Origin of the sequence: Stappia indica (genome assembly GCF_009789575.1) — a bacterium.
Classification (GTDB): Bacteria; Pseudomonadota; Alphaproteobacteria; order Rhizobiales; family Stappiaceae; genus Stappia; species Stappia indica_A.
The window spans coordinates 577,863-603,156 of sequence record NZ_CP046908.1 but is presented as its reverse complement, the minus strand read 5'-3'; the positions used below and the strand labels follow the sequence as shown (position 1 = coordinate 603,156).

27 protein-coding genes and 3 tRNA genes are annotated in these 25,294 nt (G+C 67.7%); 15 read left to right on the top strand and 15 right to left on the bottom strand.

The window, feature by feature from the left end:
- Positions 1–2: 2 nt before the first annotated feature.
- The 6 genes from menC to GH266_RS02750 form a co-directional block, all read right to left on the bottom strand.
- Entirely contained in the window at positions 3–1,145 is a 1,143-nt protein-coding gene (gene menC, locus GH266_RS02775) for an o-succinylbenzoate synthase (protein ID WP_158192532.1), read from the bottom strand.
- Between the two features lie 69 nt (positions 1,146–1,214).
- Entirely contained in the window at positions 1,215–2,027 is an 813-nt protein-coding gene (locus GH266_RS02770) for an ATP-binding cassette domain-containing protein (protein ID WP_244953765.1), read from the bottom strand.
- Positions 2,024–2,875, bottom strand: coding sequence for an ABC transporter ATP-binding protein (locus tag GH266_RS02765; protein WP_158192531.1), 852 nt, complete (start codon positions 2,873–2,875; stop codon positions 2,024–2,026). The genes GH266_RS02770 and GH266_RS02765 overlap by 4 nt, the downstream gene beginning before the upstream one ends.
- Entirely contained in the window at positions 2,872–3,780 is a 909-nt protein-coding gene (locus GH266_RS02760; RefSeq protein ID WP_158192530.1) for an ABC transporter permease, read from the bottom strand. The genes GH266_RS02765 and GH266_RS02760 overlap by 4 nt, the downstream gene beginning before the upstream one ends.
- 4 nt (positions 3,781–3,784) lie before the next feature.
- Positions 3,785–4,702, bottom strand: coding sequence for an ABC transporter permease (locus GH266_RS02755; RefSeq protein ID WP_067333861.1), 918 nt, complete (start codon positions 4,700–4,702; stop codon positions 3,785–3,787).
- Positions 4,703–4,947: 245 nt separating this feature from the next.
- Positions 4,948–6,501, bottom strand: a complete 1,554-nt coding sequence (locus tag GH266_RS02750; protein WP_199270429.1) for an ABC transporter substrate-binding protein — start codon at positions 6,499–6,501, stop codon at positions 4,948–4,950.
- 300 nt (positions 6,502–6,801) lie between these two features.
- Between GH266_RS02750 and GH266_RS02745 the strand changes: the two genes are divergently transcribed.
- Positions 6,802–7,581 (top strand): IclR family transcriptional regulator, encoded by a 780-nt coding sequence (locus GH266_RS02745; RefSeq protein ID WP_158192529.1) that lies wholly within the window; start codon positions 6,802–6,804, stop codon positions 7,579–7,581.
- Between the two features lie 6 nt (positions 7,582–7,587).
- On the opposite strand, the gene GH266_RS02740 is transcribed toward GH266_RS02745, so the two are convergent.
- The 4 genes from GH266_RS02740 to gloA form a co-directional block, all read right to left on the bottom strand.
- Positions 7,588–8,025 (bottom strand): YqaA family protein, encoded by a 438-nt coding sequence (locus GH266_RS02740; protein ID WP_158192528.1) that lies wholly within the window; start codon positions 8,023–8,025, stop codon positions 7,588–7,590.
- Positions 8,026–8,041: 16 nt separating this feature from the next.
- Positions 8,042–9,295, bottom strand: a complete 1,254-nt coding sequence (gene chrA / locus GH266_RS02735; RefSeq protein WP_158192527.1) for a chromate efflux transporter — start codon at positions 9,293–9,295, stop codon at positions 8,042–8,044.
- A gap of 157 nt (positions 9,296–9,452) precedes the next feature.
- Positions 9,453–9,528: transfer RNA gene (locus tag GH266_RS02730), tRNA-Glu, on the bottom strand.
- Between the two features lie 139 nt (positions 9,529–9,667).
- A complete protein-coding gene (gene gloA, locus GH266_RS02725; protein WP_158192526.1) occupies positions 9,668–10,108 on the bottom strand; it encodes a lactoylglutathione lyase in 441 nt (146 codons plus the stop codon).
- A gap of 368 nt (positions 10,109–10,476) precedes the next feature.
- On the opposite strand from gloA, the gene GH266_RS02720 reads away from it, so the two are divergent.
- The 4 genes from GH266_RS02720 to GH266_RS02705 all read left to right on the top strand — a co-directional run bounded on the left by GH266_RS02720 (position 10,477) and on the right by GH266_RS02705 (position 13,515).
- Positions 10,477–11,061: a cold-shock protein gene (locus GH266_RS02720; RefSeq protein ID WP_158192525.1), complete on the top strand. Its 585-nt coding sequence runs from the start codon at positions 10,477–10,479 to the stop codon at positions 11,059–11,061.
- A 208-nt stretch (positions 11,062–11,269) separates the two neighbouring features.
- Positions 11,270–11,824 carry a DUF192 domain-containing protein gene (locus tag GH266_RS02715; protein ID WP_244953764.1) on the top strand — a complete coding sequence of 185 codons (555 nt, stop codon included), beginning with the start codon at positions 11,270–11,272 and terminating at the stop codon, positions 11,822–11,824.
- Positions 11,825–12,047: 223 nt separating this feature from the next.
- On the top strand, positions 12,048–12,572 hold the full coding sequence (locus GH266_RS02710; protein WP_158192524.1) for a methanogen output domain 1-containing protein: 525 nt from the start codon (positions 12,048–12,050) through the stop codon (positions 12,570–12,572).
- Entirely contained in the window at positions 12,556–13,515 is a 960-nt protein-coding gene (locus GH266_RS02705) for a GGDEF domain-containing protein (RefSeq protein WP_158192523.1), read from the top strand. The genes GH266_RS02710 and GH266_RS02705 overlap by 17 nt, the downstream gene beginning before the upstream one ends.
- Positions 13,516–13,638: 123 nt before the next feature.
- Here GH266_RS02705 and GH266_RS02700 read toward each other — a convergent pair.
- Positions 13,639–13,715, bottom strand: a tRNA-Pro gene (locus GH266_RS02700).
- A 263-nt stretch (positions 13,716–13,978) separates the two neighbouring features.
- Here GH266_RS02700 and GH266_RS02695 point away from each other — a divergent pair.
- The 3 genes from GH266_RS02695 to GH266_RS02685 all read left to right on the top strand — a co-directional run bounded on the left by GH266_RS02695 (position 13,979) and on the right by GH266_RS02685 (position 14,877).
- Complete coding sequence (locus GH266_RS02695; RefSeq protein WP_158192522.1) at positions 13,979–14,284, top strand: ETC complex I subunit; 306 nt, start codon at positions 13,979–13,981, stop codon at positions 14,282–14,284.
- A gap of 31 nt (positions 14,285–14,315) precedes the next feature.
- A tRNA-Arg gene (locus tag GH266_RS02690) sits at positions 14,316–14,392 on the top strand.
- Positions 14,393–14,688: 296 nt separating this feature from the next.
- Positions 14,689–14,877, top strand: coding sequence for a hypothetical protein (locus GH266_RS02685; RefSeq protein ID WP_158192521.1), 189 nt, complete (start codon positions 14,689–14,691; stop codon positions 14,875–14,877).
- A gap of 63 nt (positions 14,878–14,940) precedes the next feature.
- Here the strand turns inward: GH266_RS02685 and GH266_RS02680 are convergent, their stop codons facing one another.
- Positions 14,941–15,675, bottom strand: a complete 735-nt coding sequence (locus tag GH266_RS02680; RefSeq protein WP_158192520.1) for a Crp/Fnr family transcriptional regulator — start codon at positions 15,673–15,675, stop codon at positions 14,941–14,943.
- Between the two features lie 149 nt (positions 15,676–15,824).
- Here GH266_RS02680 and GH266_RS02675 point away from each other — a divergent pair, with 149 nt between their 5' ends.
- The 4 genes from GH266_RS02675 to GH266_RS02660 all read left to right on the top strand — a co-directional run bounded on the left by GH266_RS02675 (position 15,825) and on the right by GH266_RS02660 (position 16,773).
- The gene (locus GH266_RS02675; protein WP_158192519.1) at positions 15,825–16,061 is read left to right on the top strand and encodes a hypothetical protein; all 237 of its coding nucleotides are present in this window, start codon (positions 15,825–15,827) and stop codon (positions 16,059–16,061) included.
- 178 nt (positions 16,062–16,239) lie between these two features.
- A complete protein-coding gene (locus GH266_RS02670) occupies positions 16,240–16,413 on the top strand; it encodes a CsbD family protein (RefSeq protein WP_120268339.1) in 174 nt (57 codons plus the stop codon).
- 12 nt (positions 16,414–16,425) lie between these two features.
- A complete protein-coding gene (locus GH266_RS02665; protein ID WP_158192518.1) occupies positions 16,426–16,593 on the top strand; it encodes a hypothetical protein in 168 nt (55 codons plus the stop codon).
- A gap of 15 nt (positions 16,594–16,608) precedes the next feature.
- Complete coding sequence (locus GH266_RS02660) at positions 16,609–16,773, top strand: DUF3309 family protein (protein ID WP_158192517.1); 165 nt, start codon at positions 16,609–16,611, stop codon at positions 16,771–16,773.
- A gap of 18 nt (positions 16,774–16,791) precedes the next feature.
- Here the strand turns inward: GH266_RS02660 and GH266_RS02655 are convergent, their stop codons facing one another.
- Positions 16,792–17,271 (bottom strand): Lrp/AsnC family transcriptional regulator, encoded by a 480-nt coding sequence (locus tag GH266_RS02655; protein ID WP_158192516.1) that lies wholly within the window; start codon positions 17,269–17,271, stop codon positions 16,792–16,794.
- Positions 17,272–17,431: 160 nt separating this feature from the next.
- Between GH266_RS02655 and GH266_RS02650 the strand changes: the two genes are divergently transcribed.
- Both GH266_RS02650 and GH266_RS02645 read left to right on the top strand, forming a co-directional pair.
- Entirely contained in the window at positions 17,432–18,445 is a 1,014-nt protein-coding gene (locus GH266_RS02650; RefSeq protein ID WP_158192515.1) for a 1-aminocyclopropane-1-carboxylate deaminase, read from the top strand.
- Positions 18,446–18,779: 334 nt separating this feature from the next.
- Entirely contained in the window at positions 18,780–20,261 is a 1,482-nt protein-coding gene (locus tag GH266_RS02645) for a methyl-accepting chemotaxis protein (protein ID WP_158192514.1), read from the top strand.
- A 73-nt stretch (positions 20,262–20,334) separates the two neighbouring features.
- Here GH266_RS02645 and GH266_RS02640 read toward each other — a convergent pair whose 3' ends face one another.
- Positions 20,335–22,488, bottom strand: coding sequence for a putative bifunctional diguanylate cyclase/phosphodiesterase (locus GH266_RS02640; protein WP_158192513.1), 2,154 nt, complete (start codon positions 22,486–22,488; stop codon positions 20,335–20,337).
- A 308-nt stretch (positions 22,489–22,796) separates the two neighbouring features.
- On the opposite strand from GH266_RS02640, the gene GH266_RS02635 reads away from it, so the two are divergent.
- Positions 22,797–24,374, top strand: coding sequence for a Na/Pi cotransporter family protein (locus GH266_RS02635; RefSeq protein ID WP_158192512.1), 1,578 nt, complete (start codon positions 22,797–22,799; stop codon positions 24,372–24,374).
- A gap of 13 nt (positions 24,375–24,387) precedes the next feature.
- Here the strand turns inward: GH266_RS02635 and GH266_RS02630 are convergent, their stop codons facing one another.
- A complete protein-coding gene (locus GH266_RS02630) occupies positions 24,388–25,209 on the bottom strand; it encodes a phosphodiesterase (RefSeq protein WP_158192511.1) in 822 nt (273 codons plus the stop codon).
- Positions 25,210–25,294: the final 85 nt, after the last annotated feature.

Below are 25,294 nucleotides of genomic sequence, written 5' to 3'. Positions count from 1 at the left end.
GCTTACGCCGCCGCGCCGAAGGTCTCGCGCTCGCTGGAGATGCTCTCCAGGAACTCCCGGTCGAGGCGCACGCCGATGCCGGGGCCTTCCGGAACCGGCATCATGCCGTCCTCGGTCTCCAGCCATTCCACCGTCAGGTCCTTGCGGAAATAGCGCCGCGCGCTCGACGTGTCGCCGGGCTTGCGGAAGTTCGGCAGGGTCGACATGTGGATGTTGTGGGCACGGCCGATGCCCGATTCCAGCATGCCGCCGCACCAAACCGGGACGCTCCAGGCCTCGGCGATGTCATGGATGCGCCGGGCTTCGAGATGGCCGCCGACGCGCCCGACCTTGATGTTGACGACGCGGGCGGCATCGCTCGCCAGCGCCTTGCGCGCGTCGGCAGCCGAGCGGATGCTCTCGTCGAGGCAGACGGCCGTGGCGATGCGCGACTGCAGCACGGCGTGGTCGTGGATGTCGTCATAGGCGAGCGGCTGCTCGATATATTCCAGGTCGTAGGCGTCGAGCGCCTTCAGCACGCGCAGATCCGCGAGCGAATAGGCGGTGTTGGCATCGACGCTCATGCGCGCGTCCGGCAGGGCGGCGCGGACCCTGGCGACGAGCTCGACATCGTGGCCCGGCTCGATCTTCAGCTTGATGCGCTTGTAGCCTTGCGCGTGGTGGCGCTTGGCCGCCTCGACGGTCGCCTCGATGTCCTGCAGGCCGAGCGAGACGCCGACGGCGACCTTGTCGCCGGTGCCGCCGAGCAGGGTCTTGAGCGGCAGGCCGAGCGCCTTGGCCCACAGGTCCCAGAACGCCATCTCGACGGTGGCCTTGGCCATCCAGTGGCCGCGCCAGGGGGCGAGCACCTTTTCCAGCTCCTGCGGGTTCTCGAAGCTTTTGCCGACGACGTTGGGCAGGATCGCCTCGCGCAGGAAGTAGGTGGTGGCGGAGATGGTGTCGTCGAGATAGTCGGGCAGCGGGTCCATCACGCCCTCGGCATAGCCTTCCAGCTCGCCGGACTTCAGCACCAGCAGCGGAAACACCTTCTCGTGCATGGTGCCGGTGGAGGTGGTGAAGGGCGAGATCAGCGGCAGGCGGACGATGTGCAGTTCGGCGCTGTCGATGGTGAGGGGCAATTGCCGGGCGGCGATGGGGCGTGTCATTTCAGTGACCTTTTGGGTAGCGGGAAGCCGGCCGGACAAGGGGGGGCGGCTTCGGGAAACGCAGAAGATTCAGGTGTTCGGGCTGGCAGCCGGCACGGTGAGCGCGGAGGCGAGCAGGCGGCGGGTGTAGTCGTGCTGCGGGGCGGCGAAGAGGGCTTCGGCGCCCGCCACCTCGACGAGGCGGCCCGACTGCATGACCGCGACCCGGTCGGCGATGTATTCGACCACCGCAAGATCGTGGCTGATGAAGAGATAGGTGAGGCCGAACTCGGCCCGCAGCTCCATCAGGAGGTTGAGAACCTCCGCCTGCACGGAGACGTCGAGCGCGGAGGTCGGCTCGTCGCACACGACGATCTCGGGCCGCGAGATCAGCGCGCGGGCGATCGCGACGCGCTGGCGCTGGCCGCCGGACATCTGGCTCGGATAGGCCTCCAGCATGCGCTCCGGCATGCGCAGGATGTCGAGCAGCTCGCGCACCCGGCGCAGCCGCTCGGACGCCGCGACCCCGCCGGCGATGACCAGCGGCGCCTCGATGATCTGGCGCACGGTCTTGCGCGGGTTGAGCGAGGAATAGGGATCCTGGAACACCGGCTGGACGCGGGCGGCGAAGGCGCGGCGGCGGATCGAGGCGACCGGCGCGCCGTCGAGGAAGACCTCGCCGGAGGTGGGGGCCTCGAGCCCGAGCAGAATGCGCGACAGGGTGCTCTTGCCGGAACCGGATTCGCCGACCAGCGCCAGAACCTCGCCGCGATGCAGCTGAAGGCTGACGCCGTCGAGCGCATGCAGATCGCGCGGCTTGCCGAACATGCCGCCGCTGAGGCTATAGGTGCGGCGCACGTCGCGCAGTTCCATGACGATGTCGCTCATGACTTTCTCGCTCATGAGGAGGCCTCCGGCGCGTCTTCGCTCCAGCGCACGGCGCCGAGCGTGTCGCGGCCCCAGCGCATGCCCCGGCGGGGCACGGAGGAGAGCAGCGCCCTGGTGTAGGGGTGTTTGGGGTGGCCGAGCAGATCGCCGACCGGGCCGCCGTCGACGGTGCGCCCGCCATACATGACCTGCACGCGCCCGGCGATGCGGGCGACGACGCCGATGTCGTGGCTGATGAAGATCATGGCGAGGCCGCGCTCCTGCTGCAGGGACGCGAGCAGGTCGAGGATCTGCGCCTGCACGGTGACGTCGAGCGCGGTGGTCGGCTCGTCGGCGATGATCAGCTGCGGATCGCACAGCAGCGCCATGGCGATCATCACGCGCTGGCGCAGGCCGCCGGAGAGCTGGTGCGGGTAGACGCCGAGCCGCTCGCGCGGATGCGGGATGCCGACCCGGTCGAGCAGGTCGACGGCAGCCGCCAGCGCCTCGCGCTTGCTGCCGCGGCGGTGGCGCATCCAGGTCTCGCTCATCTGCCGGCCGATGGTCAGCACCGGGTTCAGCGCGGTCATCGGCTCCTGGAAGATCATCGCCATGCGGTCGCCGCGGATGTCGGCCATCTGCCGCTCGCTCATGGCGGCAAGGTCGGTGTCGCCGAGGCGCATTTCGTCGGCGGTGACGGAGATGCGGCCGGGCAGCAGGCGCATGATCGCCATGGAGGTGACCGACTTGCCGCAGCCGCTCTCGCCGACGATGCCGAGCGTCTCGCCGGCACCGACCTCGATATCGACGCCGCGCACCGCCTCGAGCGGCTCGCCGTGCGTGGGGATGGAGACCTTCAGGTTGCGGACGGAAAGAACGCTCATGACCGGCCCTCCGGGGTGAGCACGTCGCGAAGGCCGTCGCCGATCAGGTTGATGCCGAGCACCAGGATGGCGATGGCGGCGCCGGGCAGGGCGATGAGGCGGGCGTCGAAGAAGACGAGGCCCTTGCCTTCCGAGACCATCAGGCCCCAGGACGGGGTGGGCGGCTGGACACCGAGGCCGAGGAAGGAGAGCGCCGATTCCAGCAGGATGGCGTGGGCGACCTCCAGCGAGCCGATGACGACGAGCGGGCCGATGAGGTTGGGCAGCAGCTCGACGATCAGAATGCGCGGGGTGGAGGCGCCCATGGCGCGGGCGGCGGTGACGAATTCCTGGTTGCGCAGCTGCTGGGTGGCGGAGCGCACGACGACGGCGAAGCGGTCCCACAGCAGCAGGCTGAGCACCGTGACGACGATCCACAGATCGCCGCCGAACAGGGAGACGACGGCCAGCGCCACCAGCACCACCGGCAGCGCCAGGCGCACCGAGACGATGAAGGTGACGACGCTGTCGACGCGGCCGCCGAAATAGCCGGCGAGCAGGCCGAGCGTCGTGCCGATCAGCCCGGAGCCGATGGCGGCGGAAATGCCGATCAGCAGCGAGACCCGGGCGCCGAACAGGATGCGCGAGAGATAGTCGCGCCCCAGGGCATCGGTGCCGAAGATGTGCTCCCAGCTGCCCTTTTCGGACCAGACCGGCGGCAGCAGCCGCTTCGACAGGTCCTGGGCGTATGGATCGTGCGGGGCGATCAGCGGTGCGAAGAGGGCGATCAGCACGACCGCCAGCACGATGGCGCCGCCGATCACGAGGCCGCGGTGTTCCCTCGCACGCTTGAGCAGGATGCGACGCGGCGAGGGATGGGGCAGGCGGGCCGGTGCCGCCGGGATCGAGGATGTGTTTGTGCTCATGGGATCAGCTCACGCGGATGCGGGGATCGAGCCAGGCATTGATCACATCCGCGAGGAAGGTCAGCCAGACATAGATCATGGCGTAGACGAGAATGATCGCCTGAATGGTGGGGAAGTCGTTGCGGGCGATGCTTTCCCAGGCCAGCAGGCCGATGCCGCGGATGCCGAAGACGCTCTCCACCACGACCGAGCCGCCGAGGATGAAGCCGAACTCGACCGCCGCGACGCTGATCACCGGCAGGATGGCGTTGCGGATCGCGTGGCCGAAGATCACCTGACGGGGCAGCAGGCCCTTGGCGCGGGCGGTGCGCACATAGTCGGAGGAGAGCGCGTCGATCATGCCGGCGCGGCACAGGCGCAGCATGGAGGGCGCGGCGTAGTAGCCGAGCACCAGGGCGGGCAGCACGAAATGGGCGAGCGTCTGCGAGCCCGAGACCGGCAGCACCCGCAGCTTGACCGCGAAGAGCCAGATCAGCATCAGGCCGAGCCAGAAGCTGGGCGTCGCCTGGCCGATGGTGCCGAAGGTGAGTGCGGCGCGGTCGGGCAGGCGGTTCTGGCGGATGGCGGCGATGATGCCGAGCGGGATCGCCAGCAGGATGGCGACGCCGATGGCCAGCACGCCGAGCGTCGCGGTGGCCGGGAAGCGCTCGGCCAGAAGGTCGACCACCGGCTTGCTGAAATAGATGCTGTCGCCGAAATTGCCCTGGACGGCGCGGCCGATCCATTCGGCATATTGCACCGGGATCGGACGGTCGAAGCCGTAGCGGGCGCGGATGACGGCGATGTCGTCTTCCGTCGCGCCCTCGCCGGCGATGGCGATGGCGGGATCGCCGGACACGAACATCAGGCCGAAGCTGATGCCGGAGACGACGAGGGCAACGAGCGCTGCGATCGCCAGGCGTTTGAGGGTGAAGCGGATCATGCCGGGCCTTTGACTGGTCTGGACCTTCGACGAGAGGCCTTCGATTGGGGCCGGTAGGGGCGGCGGCTGCGGCGAACCGCAGGCAGCGCCGTTGCCGCGCAGGTATCATGCGCCAAGCGAAGACCGTTCCGGCAACGCGCAAGGGCGCGCCGGGCTGGCGGTCAGGATACGGGTCAGGATACTCTGGCAGACAGAAAAGCGAAGCGAACCGGTGCCGCATCCGGGCGCGGCACCGGTCCTTGCCGTTACTTCCAGCTGGTCGCGTAGAAGCGGGGCAATTCGTCAGCCGACGGGGTGAAGTCGAGCTGAGCGTTGTAGCTGTAGTTCTTGGTGTAGCTGAACAGCGGCAGCCAGTAGGCCTCGTCGGCGATCAGCTGCAGGGCCTCGGCATAGCTGGCGAGGCGCACGTCGCGGTCGCTGGACAGGTCGGCGCGGCGGATGGCCTCCTGCAGGGCCGGGTCCTTGGCCGGATCGTCCGGGCCGCCGCCGAAGAAGTAGCTGGTGATGGCCGACACGTCCGGGATCGAGGACGAACCCCAGGTCATGTTGGCGACCGGCGCCTTGCCTTCGCGGATCATGTCGCGGGCGGCGGAATACTGCAGCCAGCGCAGGTTGGCCTTGATGCCGACCTTGGCGAGATCGCCCATGATCGCCTCGGTGACTTCGCGGTCGCGATAGCCGTAGAGGTCGAAGGAGAAGCCGTCCGCCTTGCCGGCCTCCGCGAGCAGGGCCTTGGCCTTTTCCGGGTCGTAGTCATAGGCCGCGACGTCGTCGGTGCAGCCGAACTGGCTCGGATGGCAGGCGGCGTTCACCACCTGGCTGTTCTCGCCCATCAGGTACTTGGCGATGCGGGCGCGGTCGATCGCATGGCCGACGGCCTGGCGGACCTTGACGTTCGTGAAGACATCGGTGCCGCTGGTGCCCTTCAGGTCGAAGGTCAGGTAGCTGATGCGCATGGTCGGCGCGTTGACCGAGGTCAGGTGCGGCGCCTGGGCAAGGTTCTCGGCCTGGTCGTTGCTGATGCCCCAGACCCAGTCGATGCCGCCGGTCATCAGCTCGGCGATCTGTGTCGCCGCGTCGGTGATGGTGCGGTAGGTCAGCTTGGCGATCTGCGGCTTGCCCTTGGGACCGTCGAAATAGGCCTCGTTCGCCTCCATGACGACCGTGTCGCCATTGCCGAAGCTCGTCACCTTGTAGGGACCGGTGCCGACCGGGGGCACGGCGGCGAAGCGCTTGGTGCCGTCGCTGCCGGTCTCGGCCTTGTCGAAATGGCCGTCCGGCACGATCGGCAGGACCAGCGCCAGGTAGGAGAGGGCGGCCGGGAAGGGCTCGTTCAGCTGGATGCGCACGGTGCGCTCGCCGACGGCCTCGGCCGACTTGATCCACTTGATGTCGCCGTAGTTGAGAACGCCGTTCTTCTCGTCGATGACGAAGTTCAGCGTGTAGACCACATCCTTCGGGCCGAAGCTGCTGCCGTCGTGGAAGGTGACGCCCTCGCGCAGGTCGAATTCCAGCGTCAGCGGGTCGATCTGGCGCCATTCGGTCGCCAGCAGCGGTTTGAACTCCTGCGCGTCCTGATCCCAGAAGACGAGACCGTCATAGACGTGCTGGGCGACGACGACCGCCTCGCGGGAGGTGTCGAAATAGGTGTCGGCGGCGGTCAGCTCCTTCTGGGCGGACCAGATCAGGCTGTTGTCGTCCGGACCTGCAAGCGCGGTGCCGAACGGTGCCGACAGCACCAGGGCAGCGGCGAGCGCGGTGCCGAGCTTGAGAGACTTCAGGGACATACTAAGGGACATGGGGACCTCCTGGGCGCTGGATCGCCCTTTGATCGACACTTTTTGTGATCGATATTTTGTAGTCGCTATCGAATAGTGATTATCGACATTGATATTTAAATGTGACAACTTATTGCTTGTCAAGCGGCGCCCTGTCGTGCGGCTTAGGGAAATGTCGTCCCGACCCAGGGTTACGGGCGCGCGGGACAGACCAAGGCATTCATGGTGCTCCGGTTTTTGCCGGCGAAACGGGCGGTGGATTTTTCCCGCGCCCGGATTGCGGGAAAGCGACAAGGAGCGCCTGCGGGAGATGGTTGCAAGATGACCGAACAGACCAGGCCGCCGGTGCTGGCAAGCACGCTGGAGCGGGGCATGCGGGTGCTGGCGCTGTTTCGCGACCACCATGTGGCGCTGAGCCTGACCGAGATCGCCGAGGCCGCCGGGCTGGAGAAGAGCGCGGCGCAGCGGCTGACCTACACGCTGCACGCGCTCGGCTATCTCGACCGCGACGACAAGACCCGCCGCTATCGCCCGGGCCTGAGGATGCTCGACCTCGCCTATGCGTTCCTGATCCACGACCGGCTGCTGGAGCGCGCGCTGCCGCGGATGATCGAGGTCAGCCGGACGCTGCGCACCACCGTCAATCTCGGCGTGCTGGACGGGCACGAGGTCGTCTACAAGGCGCGGATCCCACACACCAGCCTTGCCTACGACACGACGCTGATCGGCGTGCGCCAGCCGGCGGCGGTGACGGCGGTGGGGCAGGTGATCGCGGCCTTCTCGCCGCCAGAGGTGCTGGAGCGGATGATGGAGCCGGGCCTGCCGGAGCCGGTGACGCCCTTCACCTGCCAGGATCCGCAAGTGGTACGGGCGCGCGTCGCCCAGGCGCAGCGCGACGGCTATGTCATCACCAACCAGCAGATCATGCTGCAGGAGATCGTCATCGCCGCGCCGGTGATCGGCGCCAACCGCCAGGCGGTCGCGGCGATCAGCATGCCGGTCTACATCCCCGAATGGAGCGAGGAGCGGGTGCTGCGCGAGCTGGTGCCGGCGATTACCGATGCGTCCAGGACGATTTCCTCCGTGGTGGCTCTTGCCTGAAGCGGCTCAGCCGAAAAAGCCGAGCGTGACGGCGGCCAACACCGCATAGCGGCCGGTCTTGGCGATGGCGACCAGCACCAGCACGGTCGCGAATCGCTCGCGCATCACGCCGGCGGCAAGCGTCAGCGGATCGCCGATGATCGGCATCCAGGACAGAAGCAGCGACCACTTGCCCCAGCGGGCGTACCAGCCTTGCGCGCGGGTAAGCGCCGCCTCGCCGACCGGGAACCAGCGGCGGTGGCGGAAGCGCTCGATGCCCCGCCCCAGCGCCCAGTTGACGAGCCCGCCGAGCGTGTTGCCGAGACTGGCGACGGCGATCAGCAGCAAGACCGGCCGGCCGCTGAGCAGCAGGCCGGCCAGCACCGCCTCCGACTGCATCGGCAGCAGCGTCGCCGCGCCGAGGGCCGAAAGAAACAGCCCGCCATAGACCCCGATCTCTACCATCATGAGGCCTCGACCATCACGCGGCCGCGATTGCCATGCCGCCGAGCCCGGCGACCAGCACCGCGACAAAGGGCGGCGCCTTCCACGCGGTCAGCAGCACGAAACAGGCAAGCGCCAGGGTGAACTGTGCCGGCGTTGTGACCGCGCTGGTGAAGACCGGGTCGTAGAGCGCCGCGCCCAGAATGCCGACGACGGCGGCATTGGCCCCGGCCATCGCGGCGCGCGCGCCCGTGCGGGCGCGGAACGCCTCCCAGAACGGCAGCACGCCGACGAGCAGCAGCAGACCGGGCAGGAAGACGGCGACCAGCGCCAGCCCCGCCCCGGCGATGCCGTTCGGCGGCAGGGCGATCACCGTGCCGAGATAGGCGGCGAAGGTGAAGAGCGGGCCGGGCACGGCCTGTGCCGCGCCATAGCCGGCAAGGAAGCTCTCGGCGCTCACCCAGCCGCCGCGCACGACCTCGGCCTCCAGCAGCGGCAGCACCACATGGCCGCCGCCGAAGACCAGCGCGCCGGCGCGGTAGAAGGCATCGACCACGGCCAGCGCCTGCGAGGGCGCCAGATGCTGGGCGAGCGGCAGGCCGACCAGCAGCAGCACGAAGAGCGCAAGGCAGGCAAAGCCGATGCGGCGGGACACGGGCGCGCGGGAGAGGGCGGCCTGCGGATGGCCGGGGGCGGGGCTGGCGCCGGGAAGCTTGAGAATGAGGCCGATGAGGGCGGCAAGGGCGATGGCGCCGACCTGGGCCATCGGGCCGCCGACCAGCAGCACCAGCGCGGCGGCGGCAAGCGCCAGCGTCGCGCGCTCCCGGTCGGGGCACAGGGCGCGGGCCATGCCGAGCACCGCATGGGCGACGATGGCGACGGCCACAAGCTTCAGCCCGGCAACGAGGCCCTGGCCGAGGGGGCCGGAAAACAGCGGCGCACCGAGCGCGAAGGCGACGAGCAGCAGCGCCGAGGGAAGGGTGAAGGCGGTCCAGGCGGCAAGCGCGCCGAGCGGGCCGGCGCGCCTCAGCCCGAGCGCGAAGCCGACCTGGCTGGAGGCGGGACCGGGCAGGAACTGGCACAGGGCGACGAGATCGGCATAGGCGGCCTCGTCCAGCCACTTGCGGCGCAGCACCAGCTCCTCGCGGAAATAGCCGAGATGGGCGATCGGGCCGCCGAAGGAGGTGAGGCCGAGCTTGAGGAAGGCGCGGAAGACTTCGCTGGCGCTGCCGCGCGCGTGTTGCGCGGGGCGGGGGCCGGCCGGCTGCGGGGCGGGGGAACTCCTCGTCACGTCGTCCTCTCCTGCCTCGTGGTCGCGAACGGCGCCGTATAGCCGCGCGGTGTTGCGGGCGCGTGACGGCGTGATGCCGCCGGCTTGCCGGGGCGCAGTGTCGCCGCAGGCGGCGATCACGTACAGCAACGATGTTTGGGAGGGTTCAACGACGGAGTGGTACGCCCAACGGGACTCGAACCCGTGTTTCCGCCGTGAAAGGGCGGCGTCCTAGACCGCTAGACGATGGGCGCCCGGTCCGTCGATGTGCGCGGGTTATAAGCAGCTTTCTCGCGCCGGGCAAGGGGGTAGGTGACGCATCGTCCACAGGCTCGTGAAGGGGGCTTGCGAGGAAAGGGAGAGGCGCGTTGCGCCCCTCCCGGAAGGCGGGGCTTACCAGCTGCCGGTGTTGCCCATGGAGGCCCAGGGCTCCTGCGGCTCCTGCGCGCCGCCCTTTTGCAGCAGCTCGATGGAGATGTTGTCGGGCGAGCGGACGAAGGCCATGCGGCCGTCGCGCGGCGGGCGGTTGATGGTGACGCCGGCGGCCTGCAGCCTGGCGCAGGTCTCGTAGATGTCGTCGACCTCATAGGCGAGATGGCCGAAATTGCGGCCGCCCTGATAGTCCTCCGGGTCCCAGTTGTAGGTGAGCTCCAGCGCCGGCGCCTGGCCGTTCTTCACGGCCTCCACGTCCTCGGAGGCGGCGAGGAAGATCAGCGTGAAGCGGCCGGCCTCGCTCTCGATGCGGCGCACCTCCTGCATGCCCATCTTGTTGCAGTAGAAATCGAGCGATGCGTCGATGTCGCGGATGCGGACCATGGTGTGCAGGTAGCGCATGAATACCCCTTCGTGCTGTGCGGTGCTTCGCGGCGGCCGGCCCCAGCGTGGCGCAGCGGCCGGAACGTGCCCGCGAAAAGAAAGAAACGACGCGCGCGGCGCCGGGTTCCGCGCAAGAGAATATGGCCTGGCGCGGCGACTTCAACGGAAGTCTGCAATCTTTCGCAAACGCCTTTTGCAAGCACCTTTCGTCCGGGCTTGCGAATCGCGGTGAGCCGGGGAAACTGTTGCTCAAGGGTAACCATGGCACTTTTTCGCAAAATGCACTGGTTCCGGGGACGCGGGATGCTATCCTTGGCCCTGCGGAATCGGTGGTTTTCCGGTTGTGCACTCACGGATCCAGCTTACGGCGTATCAGAGGCGGGACTATGAAGGACTTGGGGGCAAAGCCGGTTGTGGCCTCGCGCGACGCGGGATCGGAGGATTCCGGGGTCGACCTGACGGTCGTCGCGGGAGCGATCAAATGGTTCGACGTGGCCAAGGGCTACGGGTTCATCGTGCCCGACGACGGGCAGCCCGACATTCTCCTGCATGTGACCTGCCTGAGGCGCGACGGTTTCCGCACCGCCTATGAGGGCGCGCGCATCGTCTGCGAGGTGACGCCGGGCGCAAGGGGGCTGCAGGCCTTCCGCGTGTTGTCGATGGACGAATCCACCGCCGTTCACCCGTCCCAGCTGCCGCCTTCGCGCACCCATGTGCAGGTGACGCCGGAAGGCGGCTACGAGCCGGCGGTCGTCAAGTGGTTCAACCGGGTCAAGGGCTTCGGCTTCCTGACCCAGGGCGAGGGCACGGAAGACATCTTCGTCCATATGGAGACGCTGCGCCGCTTCGGCATCACCGAGCTGCGCCCCGGCCAGACCGTGATGGTGCGCTTCGGCCAGGGCCCGAAAGGGCGCATGGCGGCCGAGATCCGGCCCGACGGCGAAGGCGTCCACATTCCGTCGTCCCACTAACAGGCATTCCGAGCGGACCTTCCACCCAACGGACAGGACGGACATTCTCCCGACACGTTTGCCGGCAGGATGTGTTGCTTCGGCGGGATCCCGTTCTCCGGCTGGCCCGCGGGGCGACGCCGCCCCGACTTGAGACTGTCCCGGCCGAAAGCGTCACGACCTAGCCTGACACCGCCTTTCCGACCCGTCGCTCGCGCAGGACCGACCGATGCCCTCCATGATGCTCTCCCCAGGTCCTTCCCGGTCTTCCTCCCGCTCCGGCTCCCTCTACGCGCTTGCGGTCTTTTCCGTGCTGTGCCTGTCGCTGGCGGCGGTCCTGCTGCTGGCCTTTCCGGCGGCAGCGCAGGAGCGCGGCGCGCCGCAGACCGGGCTCAGGAGCGAGGCGCTGAGCATCACCACGGCTGCGGGCAAGGTCCACGATTTCACGGTGGAGATCGCCGATACGGCGGACTCGCGGGCGCGCGGGCTGATGTTCTACGAGAACCTGGCCGCTGACGCCGGCATGCTGTTCGACTATCACGCCGACCGGGAGGTGGTGTTCTGGATGAAGAACACGCTGATCCCGCTGGACATGATCTTCATCGCCCGCAACGGGCGCATCGCCAGCATCGCCGAGAACACCGAGCCGCTGTCCGAGGCGCTGGTGCCGTCCAACGCGGTGGTGCGCTTCGTGCTGGAAGTGCCGGCGGGAACCAGCGCGGCGCTCGGCATCGCGCCGGGCGACCGCGTCGACAGCCCGACGATCCGCGCCGCGGCGCCCTGACGGGGCCAATCGACCTGTCAAGTCCGGCGCGCTTGCGTCATCTGCCCGTTATTGCAGCGTGATTTCCGCCAATCCGGCCCGGCCGGGGGGCCGCATTCCTCGTTTTTTGCGCTTATGGTGCGAATCACCTTGATCGAATCAACATATGATTCGTTTCGGCATGACCCCGCCGCGCGGGCGCTCGTGCCAGTGCGCAACGGGCGCGGCGTCGAGGGGCAGGGGAATGGCTGGGAGCTGTGTGTCGGCCACTGTCGGGAACTGCGAAGTCGACCTGGATCAGGCCGGCTTTTTCCGCAATGTCATCGGCGCGCTGGCCGGCACCATGGAAGAGGTGATCGGCCGCGAGGATGCCTCCGCCTTCGTCAGCGTGGTGGGAACGCGGATCGGCGACGACCTGGCCCGGCAATACCGGGCCGCGCTCGGCAGCCAGGCGAGCGAGTTGGAGGCGGTCGCGGCGGTCCTTGTCGACCTGAAGACGCGGATCGGCGCCAGTTTCGAGATTTCCAGCCTCAGCGAAGACGAGATCGTGCTGGTGAACGGCGACTGCCCCTTCGCCGAGAAGGTGGTCGGCCGGCCGTCGCTCTGCATGATGACCGCGACCGTGTTCGGGCGGATCGTGTCGCAGGCCAAGGGGTATGCGCGGGTCCGCGTCGAGGAATCGATCGCCACCGGGCACGGGAGCTGCCGGGTGCGGGTGGCCTTGAGACCAGGGGAGGGCGGCAATGACGGTCATGAATTCTTTGCCTGACAGCGCCCTGCTGATGGAGGGCATTCGCGTCGCGCTGGACAACATGCCGCGCGCAACGCTGGTGCTCGACGAAAGCGGCCGGGTGCGGCTGGCCAATCGGCAGGCGCTGCGCCAGTTCGAGCGGCTGGAGGCGGACGGTATCTCGGCCCTCACAGACCTTCCCCGCGACGAGGTGATGGAGCGGGTGGGGCGCGCGTTCCGCTCGACCACGCCGGCCTTTATCGGCCTGCAGGGAGCGGACGGCACCCATCTGACGTTTTCCGGATGGCGGCTCGGCGTGCCCGGCGCCAAGGGGGAAGCGCTGGCGATGCTGCAATACGACCAGACCAAGTCGCTGGCGGCGCGGTTTCTGGCCGTGTCGCAGGAGGCGGCTGACCACCGCGAGCGGCTGGCCGACAGCCTGCAGCAGCAGCGCCGGCTGCACGAGGAGGCGCAGCGCCTGCGCCAGCTCTCGGTCACGGACCGCATGACCGGGCTGCTCAATCCGGTGGAATTCCGTCTGCAGGCGGGGCGGATGATCGCGGAGATCGGCGTCGGCCTGTCCTGCGTCACCTTCGCCTATCTCGATCTCGACAATTTCAAGCAGGTCAACGACCGCTTCGGCCATCTGGCCGGCGACATGGTCATCCGCGCCATCGCCCGTATCCTGAAGCGCGCGGTGCGGGGCGGCGACATCGTCGGGCGGATGGGCGGCGACGAGTTCATGATCGGCTTCGCCGATGCGCAGGCTGCCGATATCTCCGACCGGATGAGCGAGATTTCCGACCGCATCCGCCAGCCGATGCACTGGAACCCGCCGGAAGGGGACCACAGCTGCCTGCTGGCGACATCCGCCTCGATCGGCGTGTTCACCGTGCAGGAGACGGACATGTCGTTCGAAAGCGTGCTGCGCAATGCCGAGGCCGGCATGTACGGCATGAAGCGCGAGAGCCGCCGGGCGTAACGAGTCGCTGCGCCGTTCCGGGCCGGCAGGCTACGCCTTGCTCCTTCAGTTCGCGCAGGACTTGAGGAGAGATCCGCAAGGGGCTGATTGCTTGCGGAAATCCGAATCTCGAAAAGGAAAGAATGGTCGGGGCAGCAGGATTCGAACCTGCGACCCTCTGCTCCCAAAGCAGATGCGCTACCAGGCTGCGCTATACCCCGACTTGGAGAATTTCTGCGGTGTATCGGGCTTGCGGTGGGGCGTCAAGGCTGAAGCACGGATGCCCGTGCCGCGCCGCCCGGCGGCGATGACGGCGGGAAAAGGCGAGCGGGCAGGCATTTTGCCGAGTTGACTTCGCGCGCCGAACCAATGAATAACCGACGGGATAAGGCACACGGAGCGAACGCGCGGCGGCCAGGCTGCAGGTGCGTCGATCCGAGTGTCGCAACAGGACGCAAGGCAACCGCAAGAGGGGCACTGCACGATGGTCGCACGCATCTATTCCCCGGCGAAGACGGCAACGCAGTCGGGGCGCGGCAAGACCCATGACTGGGTGCTGGAATTCGAGCCGGAGCAGGCGCGCACGATCGAGCCGCTGATGGGCTACACGTCCTCCGCCGACATGAAGCAGCAGCTGCGCCTGCGCTTCGAGACGCAGGAAGAGGCGGAAGCCTACGCCCGCAAGAACGGCATCGCCTATCGGGTGGAGCAGCCGCGCGAGCGGCGCGTGCCGAAGATCGCCTATTCGGACAATTTCCGCTACGATCGCTTCATGCCCTGGACGCATTGACCTGCGATCCTCGCGCCGCGCGCGCCGGAACGGCCCCGTAGCTCAGTTGGATAGAGCACCGGCCTTCTAAGCCGATGGTCGCAGGTTCGAGTCCTGCCGGGGTCGCCATTTTTCCTTTGGTCGCCATTTTCCTTTGTACGACGGGCCTGTCCCTTCCCCGCGCATGCGGGGCGTGGGATGCCATGCGCATCCGGGTCCGGTCGATGGCTGCGCGCAAAACGGGGCCGGGCTAACCTGCGTCAGTGCGCGGGAGCCGATATTGCGATTGAGTGTGGACGTGCCCGCCGGATGACCGGTGGCACGCACTTCCGGAAAACGCGAAAGCACTTGCGGCGAGGCTCCTCGAAGGGGCCGCGCTGCCCTGGCGCTTTCAGCTTCCCGGATGGTCCAGAAAGGGACACTCCATGACACCCGACCGCAACAACGTCACCGAGAAGATGACCTCCGTCAAGGCTGCCTGGGACAAGGCCCCGGCAGGCCCGAAGAAGGATGCGGCTTTCAAGCACTACAAGGCTGCCGAGACCGCGCAAACGGCGAACAACCACGCCGATGCGATGAAGGAACTCGACGCGACGACCCGCGCCCTTGCGTGACACGTGCTGTCTGAGCTGACGTGATTGCCGGGTCGCCCGCCGTTCGACGGTGGGCGGCCTTGTCTATTTCAGCAGCGGGCCGCTCTGGTCCATGTACACCGGGTCGAACTCCGCGAAGTCCACCAGAGCGCCGTAATCGTCGAACGTGACATGACCGTTGCGGAAGGTGACGAGCCCGCCGTCGCGCAGCTTGCGCAGGACGCGGTTCACGTGGACCGTGCTCAGGCCCAGGGCATCGGCAAGGTGAGACTGGGTGAGCGGACAGGGGTAGCCGTCCCTGCTGCCCATCCCGACCAGGGCCAGCCGCGCATGCAGTTCGAGCAGGAAATGCGCCAGCCGGGCCTCCGCATCGCGGCGCCCGACGCCGACGAGATGCTCGACCACCATCGCCTCGTCCCGCGAGACGGCCCAGAGAATGGCCGTTGCCAGGCGCGGCGTGTGGGCGAAGGCCTCCAGAAGGTCGCTCACCAGCACTTCGGCGGCCTGGATCTCCACGATCGGCTCGAAGCTGTGATCCGAGGTGCGCAGCAGGACGCTGCGCAGCCCCAGGAAATCCCCCGGTATCTGGAAATCGACGATCTGACGCGTTCCGTCCGCCTGGACCTTGTACGAACAGACCCAGCCCGAGGAGAGGATGTAGGCCGCTTGACCGGACTGCCCCTGGTGCACGAGATCGCGCCCCGCGGCGAAGGTCCGGCGACGCTCGTGCAGACGTTCCAGCATCTCGAACTCGGCCTGCGAAAGGGCGACGAAGGCCGAGAGCTTTCGGGCGAGCGGGGATGCGTACCTCGTGTTCATGAACTTCGGTGATCCCTTGGAGGATCGACGGAAAGCCGGAACGACAGCTGCTTTCGATCAGTCCGGCGATCCGCGCCGGGGGGTAGAGTCGTGTGTGGCGGCGAAATTCTGTCGTGACCGATCACTCGCCACCGGAAAGGAGCCTGCCGATGCCTGATCATCCAGACTACTCGGGGATGGCCGCCCTGTCGATCTGCGAGGCGCTTCTGCTCGCCCTCAACGATCACCACCTCCTCCCGGAGCCGGAGATCCTCGGCATTTTGCGCGATGCCGCTGCGGCGCACGAGAATGCCGTTGCCCCGGACGCGGAGCGGGAAGCGCACCTGGCCGTCGCCGAACTGATCAACCGGATCATTGCCGGCGGCAACTCCGTCCGGCGGCCATGAGCAGGCCGCCTCCGCCGGGGCGGCCGGAGCGCGCAGGTGCCTGCCGGCCCTCGGCTTTCGAGCGGCGCGCGGGGGCGCGCACTAACCTGCGTCAGTGCGCAGAGGACAGAAAACCGGCTAGCTGACGGGTGTTGCCCGAACGATGTTCGGGGCGTTTTCGGTCGAAGGGAACAGGACCATGGACAAGGATCGCGTGATCGGCTCGGCAAAGGTCGTCAAGGGCAAGCTCAAGGTCGTCGCCGGGAAGGCCTTCGGCGATGCCAAGCTGCGCTCGGAAGGGGAGGCCGACAAGGTCGAGGGCAGCATCCAGAACACCCTCGGCAGCATCAAGGATACGCTTCGTGACGCTTAGGGGTCGCGGCCGATGCGCCCGTTCCGAAACCTCATGGGCGAGCGTCCGATGACCCGGCGAGGCCTCCTTCTGGTGATCGGGGTGGTCGCCGCCGGTGCCACCTATCTCGTCCTGGAGGAGCGCCGGAGCGGCGTCGACATCAGCATCGACAGGCGCGGCCTGACCATCGACGGCAACTGAACCGGAGACAATGTCATGCCTCTCAGCACAATCCTCATCATCATACTCGTCATCTTCCTGCTCGGCGGTTTCAGCGGGCGCTTCGGAGGGTACGGCTACGGCTTCGGCCATGCCGGCGTGGGGGTGCTCGGCACGATCCTGCTGATCGTGGTCATCCTGATGCTGCTCGGCCGGCTCTGACAGCGCGCCCGTTGCGGCTCAGAACTCCAGCAGGGCGTTGTCGATCACTTCCTTCATGACGAAGAAGGTGCGGGTCTGGCGGGTGCCGGGCAGGGCGATCAGCTTGTCGCCGTGCAGGCGGTTGAAGTCGGCCATGTCGCGCACGCGGATCTTCAGCATGTAGTCGAAGTCGCCGGCGACCAGATGGCAGTCGAGGACGAAGGCGAGCTTGCGCACCGCCGCCTCGAACTCGCTGAAGCTCTCCGGCGTCGAGCGGTCCAGCACCACGCCGACCATCACCAGCGAGCCGCGCCCGACCTTGTCCGGCGCCACCATCGCCCGCACGCCGCTGACATAACCTTCCGCGAAAAGCCGCTGGGTGCGCCGGTGGCAGGTGGCGGGCGAGGTGTTGGTGCGCTGCGCCAGTTCCGCATTGGTCAGCCGGCCGTCTTCCTGCAGCAGCTTGAGGATCTTGAGGTCGATGCGGTCGAGCGTGCTCTCTCTGGAAGAATCTTTCATTTTTGATCTCACTATCGGAAGCAATCCAGGACAGATATGTTTCTCATGATCAGATCCAGGAGTTTCGTGCCCGAAATTAGAGAGCACATTTCATTCGTCGATTGCTAGCTTTTTCGCCGGTTCCACAAGGCTCGCAAGGGCCCCATCGGCGAGGACAGGCATGCTTGGGAAATTCGAACGCTATCCGCTGACCTTCGGTCCCACCCCCATCGAGAAGCTGGAGCGGCTGAGCCAGCATCTGGGCGGCAAGGTCGAGATCCACGCCAAGCGCGAGGACTGCAACTCCGGTCTCGCCTTCGGCGGCAACAAGCTGCGCAAGCTGGAATATATCGTGCCGGACGCCATCGCCAGCGGCGCCGACACGCTCGTCTCCATCGGCGGCGTGCAGTCCAACCACACGCGCATGATCGCCGCCGTCGCAGCGAAGATCGGCTTCAAGTGCCGCCTGGTGCAGGAAAGCTGGGTGCCGCACGAGGACGCGGTCTACGACCGGGTCGGCAACATCATGCTGAGCCGCATCATGGGCGCTGATGTGCGCCTGGTGGACGAGGGCTTCGACATCGGCATCCGCCGCAGCTGGGAAGATGCCATCTCCGAGGTCGAGGCCTCCGGCGGCAAGCCCTATCCGATCCCCGCCGGCGCCTCGGTGCACAAGTATGGCGGCCTCGGCTATGTCGGCTTTGCCGAGGAAGTGCGGGCGCAGGAAGAGGCGCTCGGCTACAAGTTCGACTACATCGTCGTGTGCACGGTGACCGGCTCCACCCATGCCGGCATGCTGGTGGGCTTTGCCAAGGACGGGCGCGCGCGCAACGTCATCGGCATCGACGCCTCGGCAACGCCGGAGCAGACACGCGACCAGGTGCACGAGATCGCCTCGCGCACGGCGGAGCTGGTCGAGCTCGGCCGGCCCATCGAGAAGGACGACGTGGTGCTGGTGGAAGACTACGCCTATCCGATCTACGGCGTGCCGTCCGAGGAGACCAAGGAGGCGATCCGCCTGTGTGCGCGCCTCGAGGGCATGATCACCGACCCGGTCTACGAGGGCAAGTCGATGCAGGGCATGATCGACCTGGTCAAGAAGGGCTACTTCCCGGAAGGCTCGAAGGTGCTCTACGCGCATCTGGGCGGTGCGCCGGCGCTGAACGGCTACGGCTACACGTTCCGTAACGGTTGATTGGCCGTAACGGTTGATCGGCCGCAACGGTTGATCGGCCGCAACGGCTGATGAGCGAATGACGGCGAACGACAGGGCGCGGGAGAGATCCCGCGCCCTTCTTTTTTGGCTTTCCGAAGGGGAAGAGATGGGTATCCGGCGAAAGACGTACACGACCTTTGCCGAAATAGCGCTGATTGAGGTAGTAAAGCCCTGATCTTGAAGGAAAATTCAGGTTAACTCTGCATTTATATTTTTCTCTTTAGGGTTGTACTTGGCTGGAGAAAATCGCGGCCGAAAAATGGGGAGGGATTCAGGTATTTCACGGCCGCCTTTCGAGGTGGAAGGAGGATGCATGTTTCTTTCAGGTCGCCGCCGGCAGTCAGATTGCGACGCCATTGCCAGCGCGCTGGACAGGTCGCAGGCCCGCATCGAGTTCAAGCCGGACGGCACGGTGCAGGATGCCAACCGCAACTTCCTCAATGCGCTCGGCTATACGATCGAGGAGATCCGCGGGCGCCATCACTCGATGTTCGTGGGCAAGGCGGTGGCGGACAGTCCCGACTACAAGGCCTTCTGGGAGCGGCTGCGGCGCGGCGAGTTCCAGGCGGGCCGGTTCAAGCGCTACGCTAAGGACGGCAGCGAAGTGTGGATCGAGGCTTCGTACAATCCGGTCCTCGACGGCAAGGGCCGGGTCTACAAGATCGTCAAGTTCGCCTCCGACGTGACGGAGCGCACCCGCGAGCATGCGGAGATGACGGGCCAGGTCGAGGCCATCGGCAAGGTCAGCGCGGTCATCGCCTTCGATCTCGACGGCAACATCCTGGACGCGAACGAGAACTTCCTGTCGACGGTCGGCTACGGCCTCGACGAGATCCGCGGGCAACATCACCGCATGTTCGTCGATCCCGCCTATGCCGAGAGCTCGGACTATCGCGAGTTCTGGGCGCGGCTGCGGCGCGGCGAGTTCCAGGCCGGCCAGTTCCGCCGCTTCGGCAAGGGCGGCAGGGAAGTGTGGATCGAGGCCTCCTACAATCCGATCCTGACGCCGGACGGGGTACCCTACAAGGTGGTCAAGTTCGCCACCGACATCACCGCGCAGATGCAGCTGCTGGCCAACCTGCGCAAGATGATCGACGAGAATTTCGTCGAGGTGGAGACCGCGCTGTCGAAGTCCGACCAGCGGGCCGAGACCGTGGCCGGAGCGGTCGGCAAGACGTCCGAGAACGTCCAGATGCTGGCCTCCAGCGCGGAGGAACTGGCCTCGTCCATCGCCGAGATCTCGCAGAACATGTCGCGCTCGCGCATTGCGACGGAAAGCGCCGCCACCCACGCCAGGGACGCGGAGGCGGCGACGAGCAAGCTGGTCGGCGCGGCGACCGCGATGGGCGGCATCGTCAGCCTGATCCAGGACATTGCCGGGCAGATCAACCTGCTGGCGCTGAACGCGACCATCGAGTCGGCCCGGGCCGGCGAAGCAGGACGGGGCTTTGCCGTGGTGGCGAGCGAGGTGAAGAACCTTGCCGGCGAGGCGGCCAAGGCGACGGACCAGATCTCGCGCGAGATCGACGGCGTGCAGGCGATCACGGGCAGTGTGGCCGGCACGCTGGAGAATATCCGCGGGGCGGTGGACACGCTGTTCGCGCAGGTCGCGGCGGCCGCCTCTGCGGTGGAAGAGCAGAGCGTCGTAACCTGCGGCATGTCGCAGAGCATGCACGAGGTCGCCGGTGCGGTCGGCGACATTTCCAGCTCGATCACCGATATCGGTGCGGCCGTGACCCAGATCGACAGCGCCTTCAAGCGCACCCGCGAGGCGGCGACGGTTCTCGCCCGCTAAACGCGCTGGCGCGCCAGGGGGGCGAACGGAGGGGCCGGTGCGTTGCGCCGGTCCGCCGATTGCAGCCCGTGCGTCACTCGCGGTCGGCGGCGTTCAGGTAGCTGACCAGATCTTCCTCGCTGGTGGTCGGCCGGCCGAAGAGATAGCCCTGGGCCAGGTCGCAGCCGTGGCGACGCAGGAAATCCAGCTGCTCGTGCGTCTCGATGCCTTCGGCCACCACATCCATGCCGAGCGCCTTGGCAAGGCCGATCACGGTGCGCACGATCACCGCATCGTCGCCATCGGCCTCGATATCGCGCACGAAGGACTGGTCGATCTTCAGTCGGTCGACCTGGATGCGCTTGAGATGGGCGAGCGAGGCATAGCCGGTGCCGAAATCGTCGAGCGCGATGCGGATCCCGAGCCTGCGAAACTCGCGCAGGGTCAACGCGATCTGCTCGGCGAAGCGGCCGAAGATCACCGTCTCCGTCACCTCGATCTCCAGTCGCTCGGGCGGCAAGCCGTGCTCGGCGAGCATGGCGGCGACGGTCGCGGCGAAATCGGGCTCGCGCAGCTGGGCGGCCGAGACGTTCACCGAGATCGTGCCGGGATCGATGCCGGTCTCGGCGAGCTTCACGGCAAGGCGCAGGGCGCGGGCCAGCAGCACCTTGCCGAGCGGTACGGCAAGGCCCGTTTCCTCGGCAAGCGGAATGAACTCGGCCGGCGAGATCGACTGGCCGTCCAGCGTCCAGCGGGCCAGCGCCTCGAAGCCCCTGTGGTTGCTGCTGCCGGCCTCGACGATGGGCTGGAAGGCGATGGACAGCGCATCGGCGGCGATGGCGGTGCGCAGCGCCTCGGCAAGGGTGCGGCGGCGCTCGCGCGTCTCGCGCAGGGCGGGCGAGAAGAAGACATGGGTCTGGCGGCCGGCGGCCTTGGCCTCGAACAGGGCGATGTCCGCATGCTTGAGCAGCGTGTTCGGGGTCTGCCCGTCGCGGGGAAAGAAGGCGATGCCCATGGAGACGCTGCTCGACAGAACGTGCCCCTCGATATGCACGTCGTCGGCGAGGCGCGCGGCGATGCGACCGATGGTGGCCAGCACCGCGTCCTCGCTGGCGATCTGCGGCAGCACGGCGACGAACTCGTCGCCGCCGACCCGCGCGACGATGTCCTGATGGCAGACGCTCTCGGTCAGCCGCTCGGCGGTGGCGCGCAGGAAGATGTCGCCGGCATCGTGGCCGAGCGTGTCGTTGATGTCCTTGAAGTGGTCGAGATCGAGCAGGATCAGCGCGCCGCGGCCGCCATCGGCAAGACGCTGGCGCAGGGCCTCGTCGAGGCGGCGGCGCAACAGGCTGCGGTTGGCAAGGCCGGTCAGCTCGTCCCGCTCGGCAAGGCGGCGGATATCCTCGTCCTTCTTCCGCTGCTCGGTGACGTCGATGATGACGCTGTGCCAGACGGTGTCGCCGTTCTCCTCGCGGCGCGGCAGGCCGCGTCCTTCCAACCACTTGAACCGGCCCGAGGGCGTCGTCAGGCGCCAGATGTAATGCCAGGGCTGCAGGGTGCGGGCGGACTCCAGCACCGATTCCAGCATCGGCGGCACATCCTCGGGATGGATCATCTGCCAGATGGGGGCGGGGTCGTTGTTGATCTCCTCCGCCGGCAGCTCCCAGATGGCGACGCTGCCCGGCGTCATGTCGAAGATCTGGTGGGTGCCGTCGACGCGCAGGCGGTAGCGGAAGACGGCGCCGGGAATGTTCTCCGCCAGGGCGCGGAACCGCGCCTCGCTGGCCTGCAGGTCGGCATAGGCCTGTATCTGCGCGGTGATGTCGGTGACGGTGATGTTCCAGGCATCGCCCGGCAGGTCCGAACGGGGCAGGCCGCGGGCGACCGCCCATTTCTCGCGGCCGCTGTCGCCGCCGCGGATGCGGAAGGTCGCAGTCCATTCGTGGCGGCCCCGCTCTGCGGCGCGCAGCCGGTCGCCGAAATGGGTCAGGTCGTCGGGATCGATCCGGCTCCACAGCAGGCGGGGATTGTCGCCGATTTCAGCGCGCGAGAGGCCCCATACGGCCTGGCAGGTGTCGCTGATGTAGTCGATCCGGTAGCGGCTGTCGTGTGCGCCGCGCGACACGCGCATGACGGCGAAGGGAAGGGGATTGGCAAGGATCAGTCGTGCCGCAGGGGTGTCGAGCGCTCGCGCTCGCGCGGCACGTCGCCTGTCGTCCAGTTCCGGTTTCGCCGATGTGCTTGCCACAGGTCTCTTCCGGCTGCTGCTGGCACGTGCCGGGACTGCCGGCTAAATGCCGGGAGGCCGTCGCCCCTTGCGGACGTCGGCCGCCCTTTTCGCGTTCTACGAGTGTAAGTCCAATTTCCGTATAATGAAAATTGATATTTCTGCCGTCGTCCAACATTGGCTCGAGTCTTGGTTTACAGGCGCGTTACGCTCGCCGGCCTGTTTCGGACTGCAATAGCCGTTGCGGGACGGGACAAAAGCAGGGGGCAGGCTCCGCCTCGGGACTGGTCCCGATTGCCGCGGGTCGAGGGTCGGCGCATGATCGGCGGATGATCGCGAACGGACTTCTGGCGCTCGGCGGGGTCGGGCTCTTCCTGACGGGAATGGTGGTTCTGACCGACGGGCTGCGGACGCTGGCCGGCGGCTCGCTGCGGCGGACCCTCGCCCGCCTGACGGGCAGCCCGGCAAGCGGCGTGATGGCAGGGGCGGCCTGCACCGCCGTCCTGCAGTCGTCGAGCGCCACCACCGTGACCGCGGTCGGCTTCGTCGGGGCCGGCCTGATGAGCTTTCCCCAGGCGCTCGGCATCGTGCTCGGGGCCAATATCGGCACCACGGCCAAGGGCTGGATCGTGGCGCTGGTCGGCTTCAAGCTGGATCTCGGCATGGTCGCCCTGCCGCTGCTGCTGGCCGGTGTCCTGCTGCGCCTGTTGGCGCGCGGGCGGGTGGCGCAGGCCGGCTGGGCGCTGACCGGCTTCAGCCTGCTGTTCCTCGGCGTCGATGCGCTGAAAGACGGGCTGGCCGCCTTCGAGGGCATCGTGACGCCCGACAGCTTTCCTGGCGACGGCCTGCTCGGCCGGCTGCAGCTCATCGGCATCGGCATCGCGGTGACGCTGGTGACCCAGTCGTCCAGCGCCGGCGTGGTGATGGCGCTGGCGGCGCTGGCCGCCGGGTCGATCACGCTGCCGCAGGCGGCGGCGCTGGTGATCGGCATGGACATCGGCACGACGGCAACGGCGCTGCTCGCCTCTCTCGGCGGATCGGTGGCGATGCGGCGCACGGGCATCGCCCATGTGGTCTACAACCTGATGACGGCCGTGATCGCCTTCCTGTTGCTGACGCCGTTCGCGATGCTGGCGGAGCGGGTCGGCGGCGGGGCCGGCAATGCGCAGCTTGCGCTTGTCGCCTTCCACACGGGCTTCAACGTCCTGGGGGTGCTGGCGATCCTGCCGTTCACCGGAAGCTTCACCCGGCTGATCGAGCGGCTGGTTCCGGACCGCCAGCCGGCCGGGGCCGGGCGGTTGGACCCCGCGCTGCTGGCCGAGCCGGCGGCGGCGCTCGATGCGGCCGGGGTCACGGCGCGCGAGCTGGCCGCGCGTCTGTTCCTGGTGGTGGCGGACAAGCTGGAGGAGGACGAGCCCGGCGCCGGCAACGGGCGGCTCGACGAGGTCGCGGCCGGGATCTCCTCCTTGCGGCTTTATGTCGACGGGCTGCGCACCGACCGCGGCGACCGGGCGGCGCACTCCCGCAACCTGTCCCTGCGCCATGCGCTCGACCACCTGTCGCGGCTGTCGGCCCGGGCGGCGCAGGATGCGCGCATTGCCGGCCTGCACGACGATGCGAGACTGGGGCGGCGGGTGCATCTGCTGGCGGGCCTGTCGCGGCAGGCGGCCGGGCAGCTGGCCGGGACGGGCGCGGAGGCCGGGCGGCGCCCGCCGGAAGCGCGGCTCGCCCGCTTCCAGCACGAATTGCGCAAGCAGGGGGACCGCCTGCGCGCCGGGGCGATCGATGCCGCCGCGGCGCGCGAGATCGACGCGGAGACCGCGCTGGCCCGCCTCGACGGGCAGAGATGGCTTGCACGCGTCGCCCACCATCAGTGGCGGATCGTGCGCCATCTCGCCCGGGTCTGAGGCGGCCTTTCGCCTACCAGCTGATGCCTTCGTCGGCGAAGAAGGGGAACGGCCCGGGGAACCGCTCGACATAGGCAAGGTGGCTGACCACGTCGCTTTCCGGCGCATAGTGGTGCAGGAAGAAGGCCGGCGGCTCCATGATGAAATGGCCGCTGCCGCGGTCGACGAAGTCGAGATGCACCTGGTGGGCGGTGCTGGGGCACAGGGTCATGACCGTGTGGCCGACCGAGGCGACGATCGCCCGGTGGACATGGCCGCACATGACGCGCCGCACATGGGAATGGCGCGAGACGACCGCGGAAAAGGCGGCGGAATCGGCAAGCCCGATCGTGTCCATGTGGGCAATGCCGGTCAGCGCCGGGGGATGGTGCAGGGCGATCAGCGTCGGCCGGGCGCTGGCGGCGAGCGTCGCGTCCAGCCAGGCGAGCTGTGCCTCGCCGAGAGTGCCGTGGGGCGCGCCGGGCACCGAGCTGTCGAGCGCGATCAGGCGCACGTCGCCGATGTCGACGGCATAGTGCATCTTGCCGTTCTCGCCCTCGTTGATCGGGCCGACGCCGATCAGCGTCTCGCGCATCATCGCCGCCGAATCGTGATTGCCCGGAAGCACATAGACCGGCGCCTTGATCAGGGAGACGAGGCGCTGCACGCCGCCGTATTCGCGCGGGTCCGGCGTGTCGGCGAGATCGCCGGTGATGATCACCGCATCGGGCTGCGGGTCGAGGGCATTGAGGGCCTCGACGGCGCGGCGGGCGAGCATGTTGGTCTCGCTGACCCGGTAGCAGGCCGTCCCGCTGGGGCGTACATGCAGGTCTGTGATCTGGGCGATCAGTGTCATCAAGGTCTCCCTGGAAAGGTCGGCTGCGGCAAGCGCATCCGTTCGATTTAGCGGATGTCCCGGCTTCGCGCGAGAGGGGAAGGAG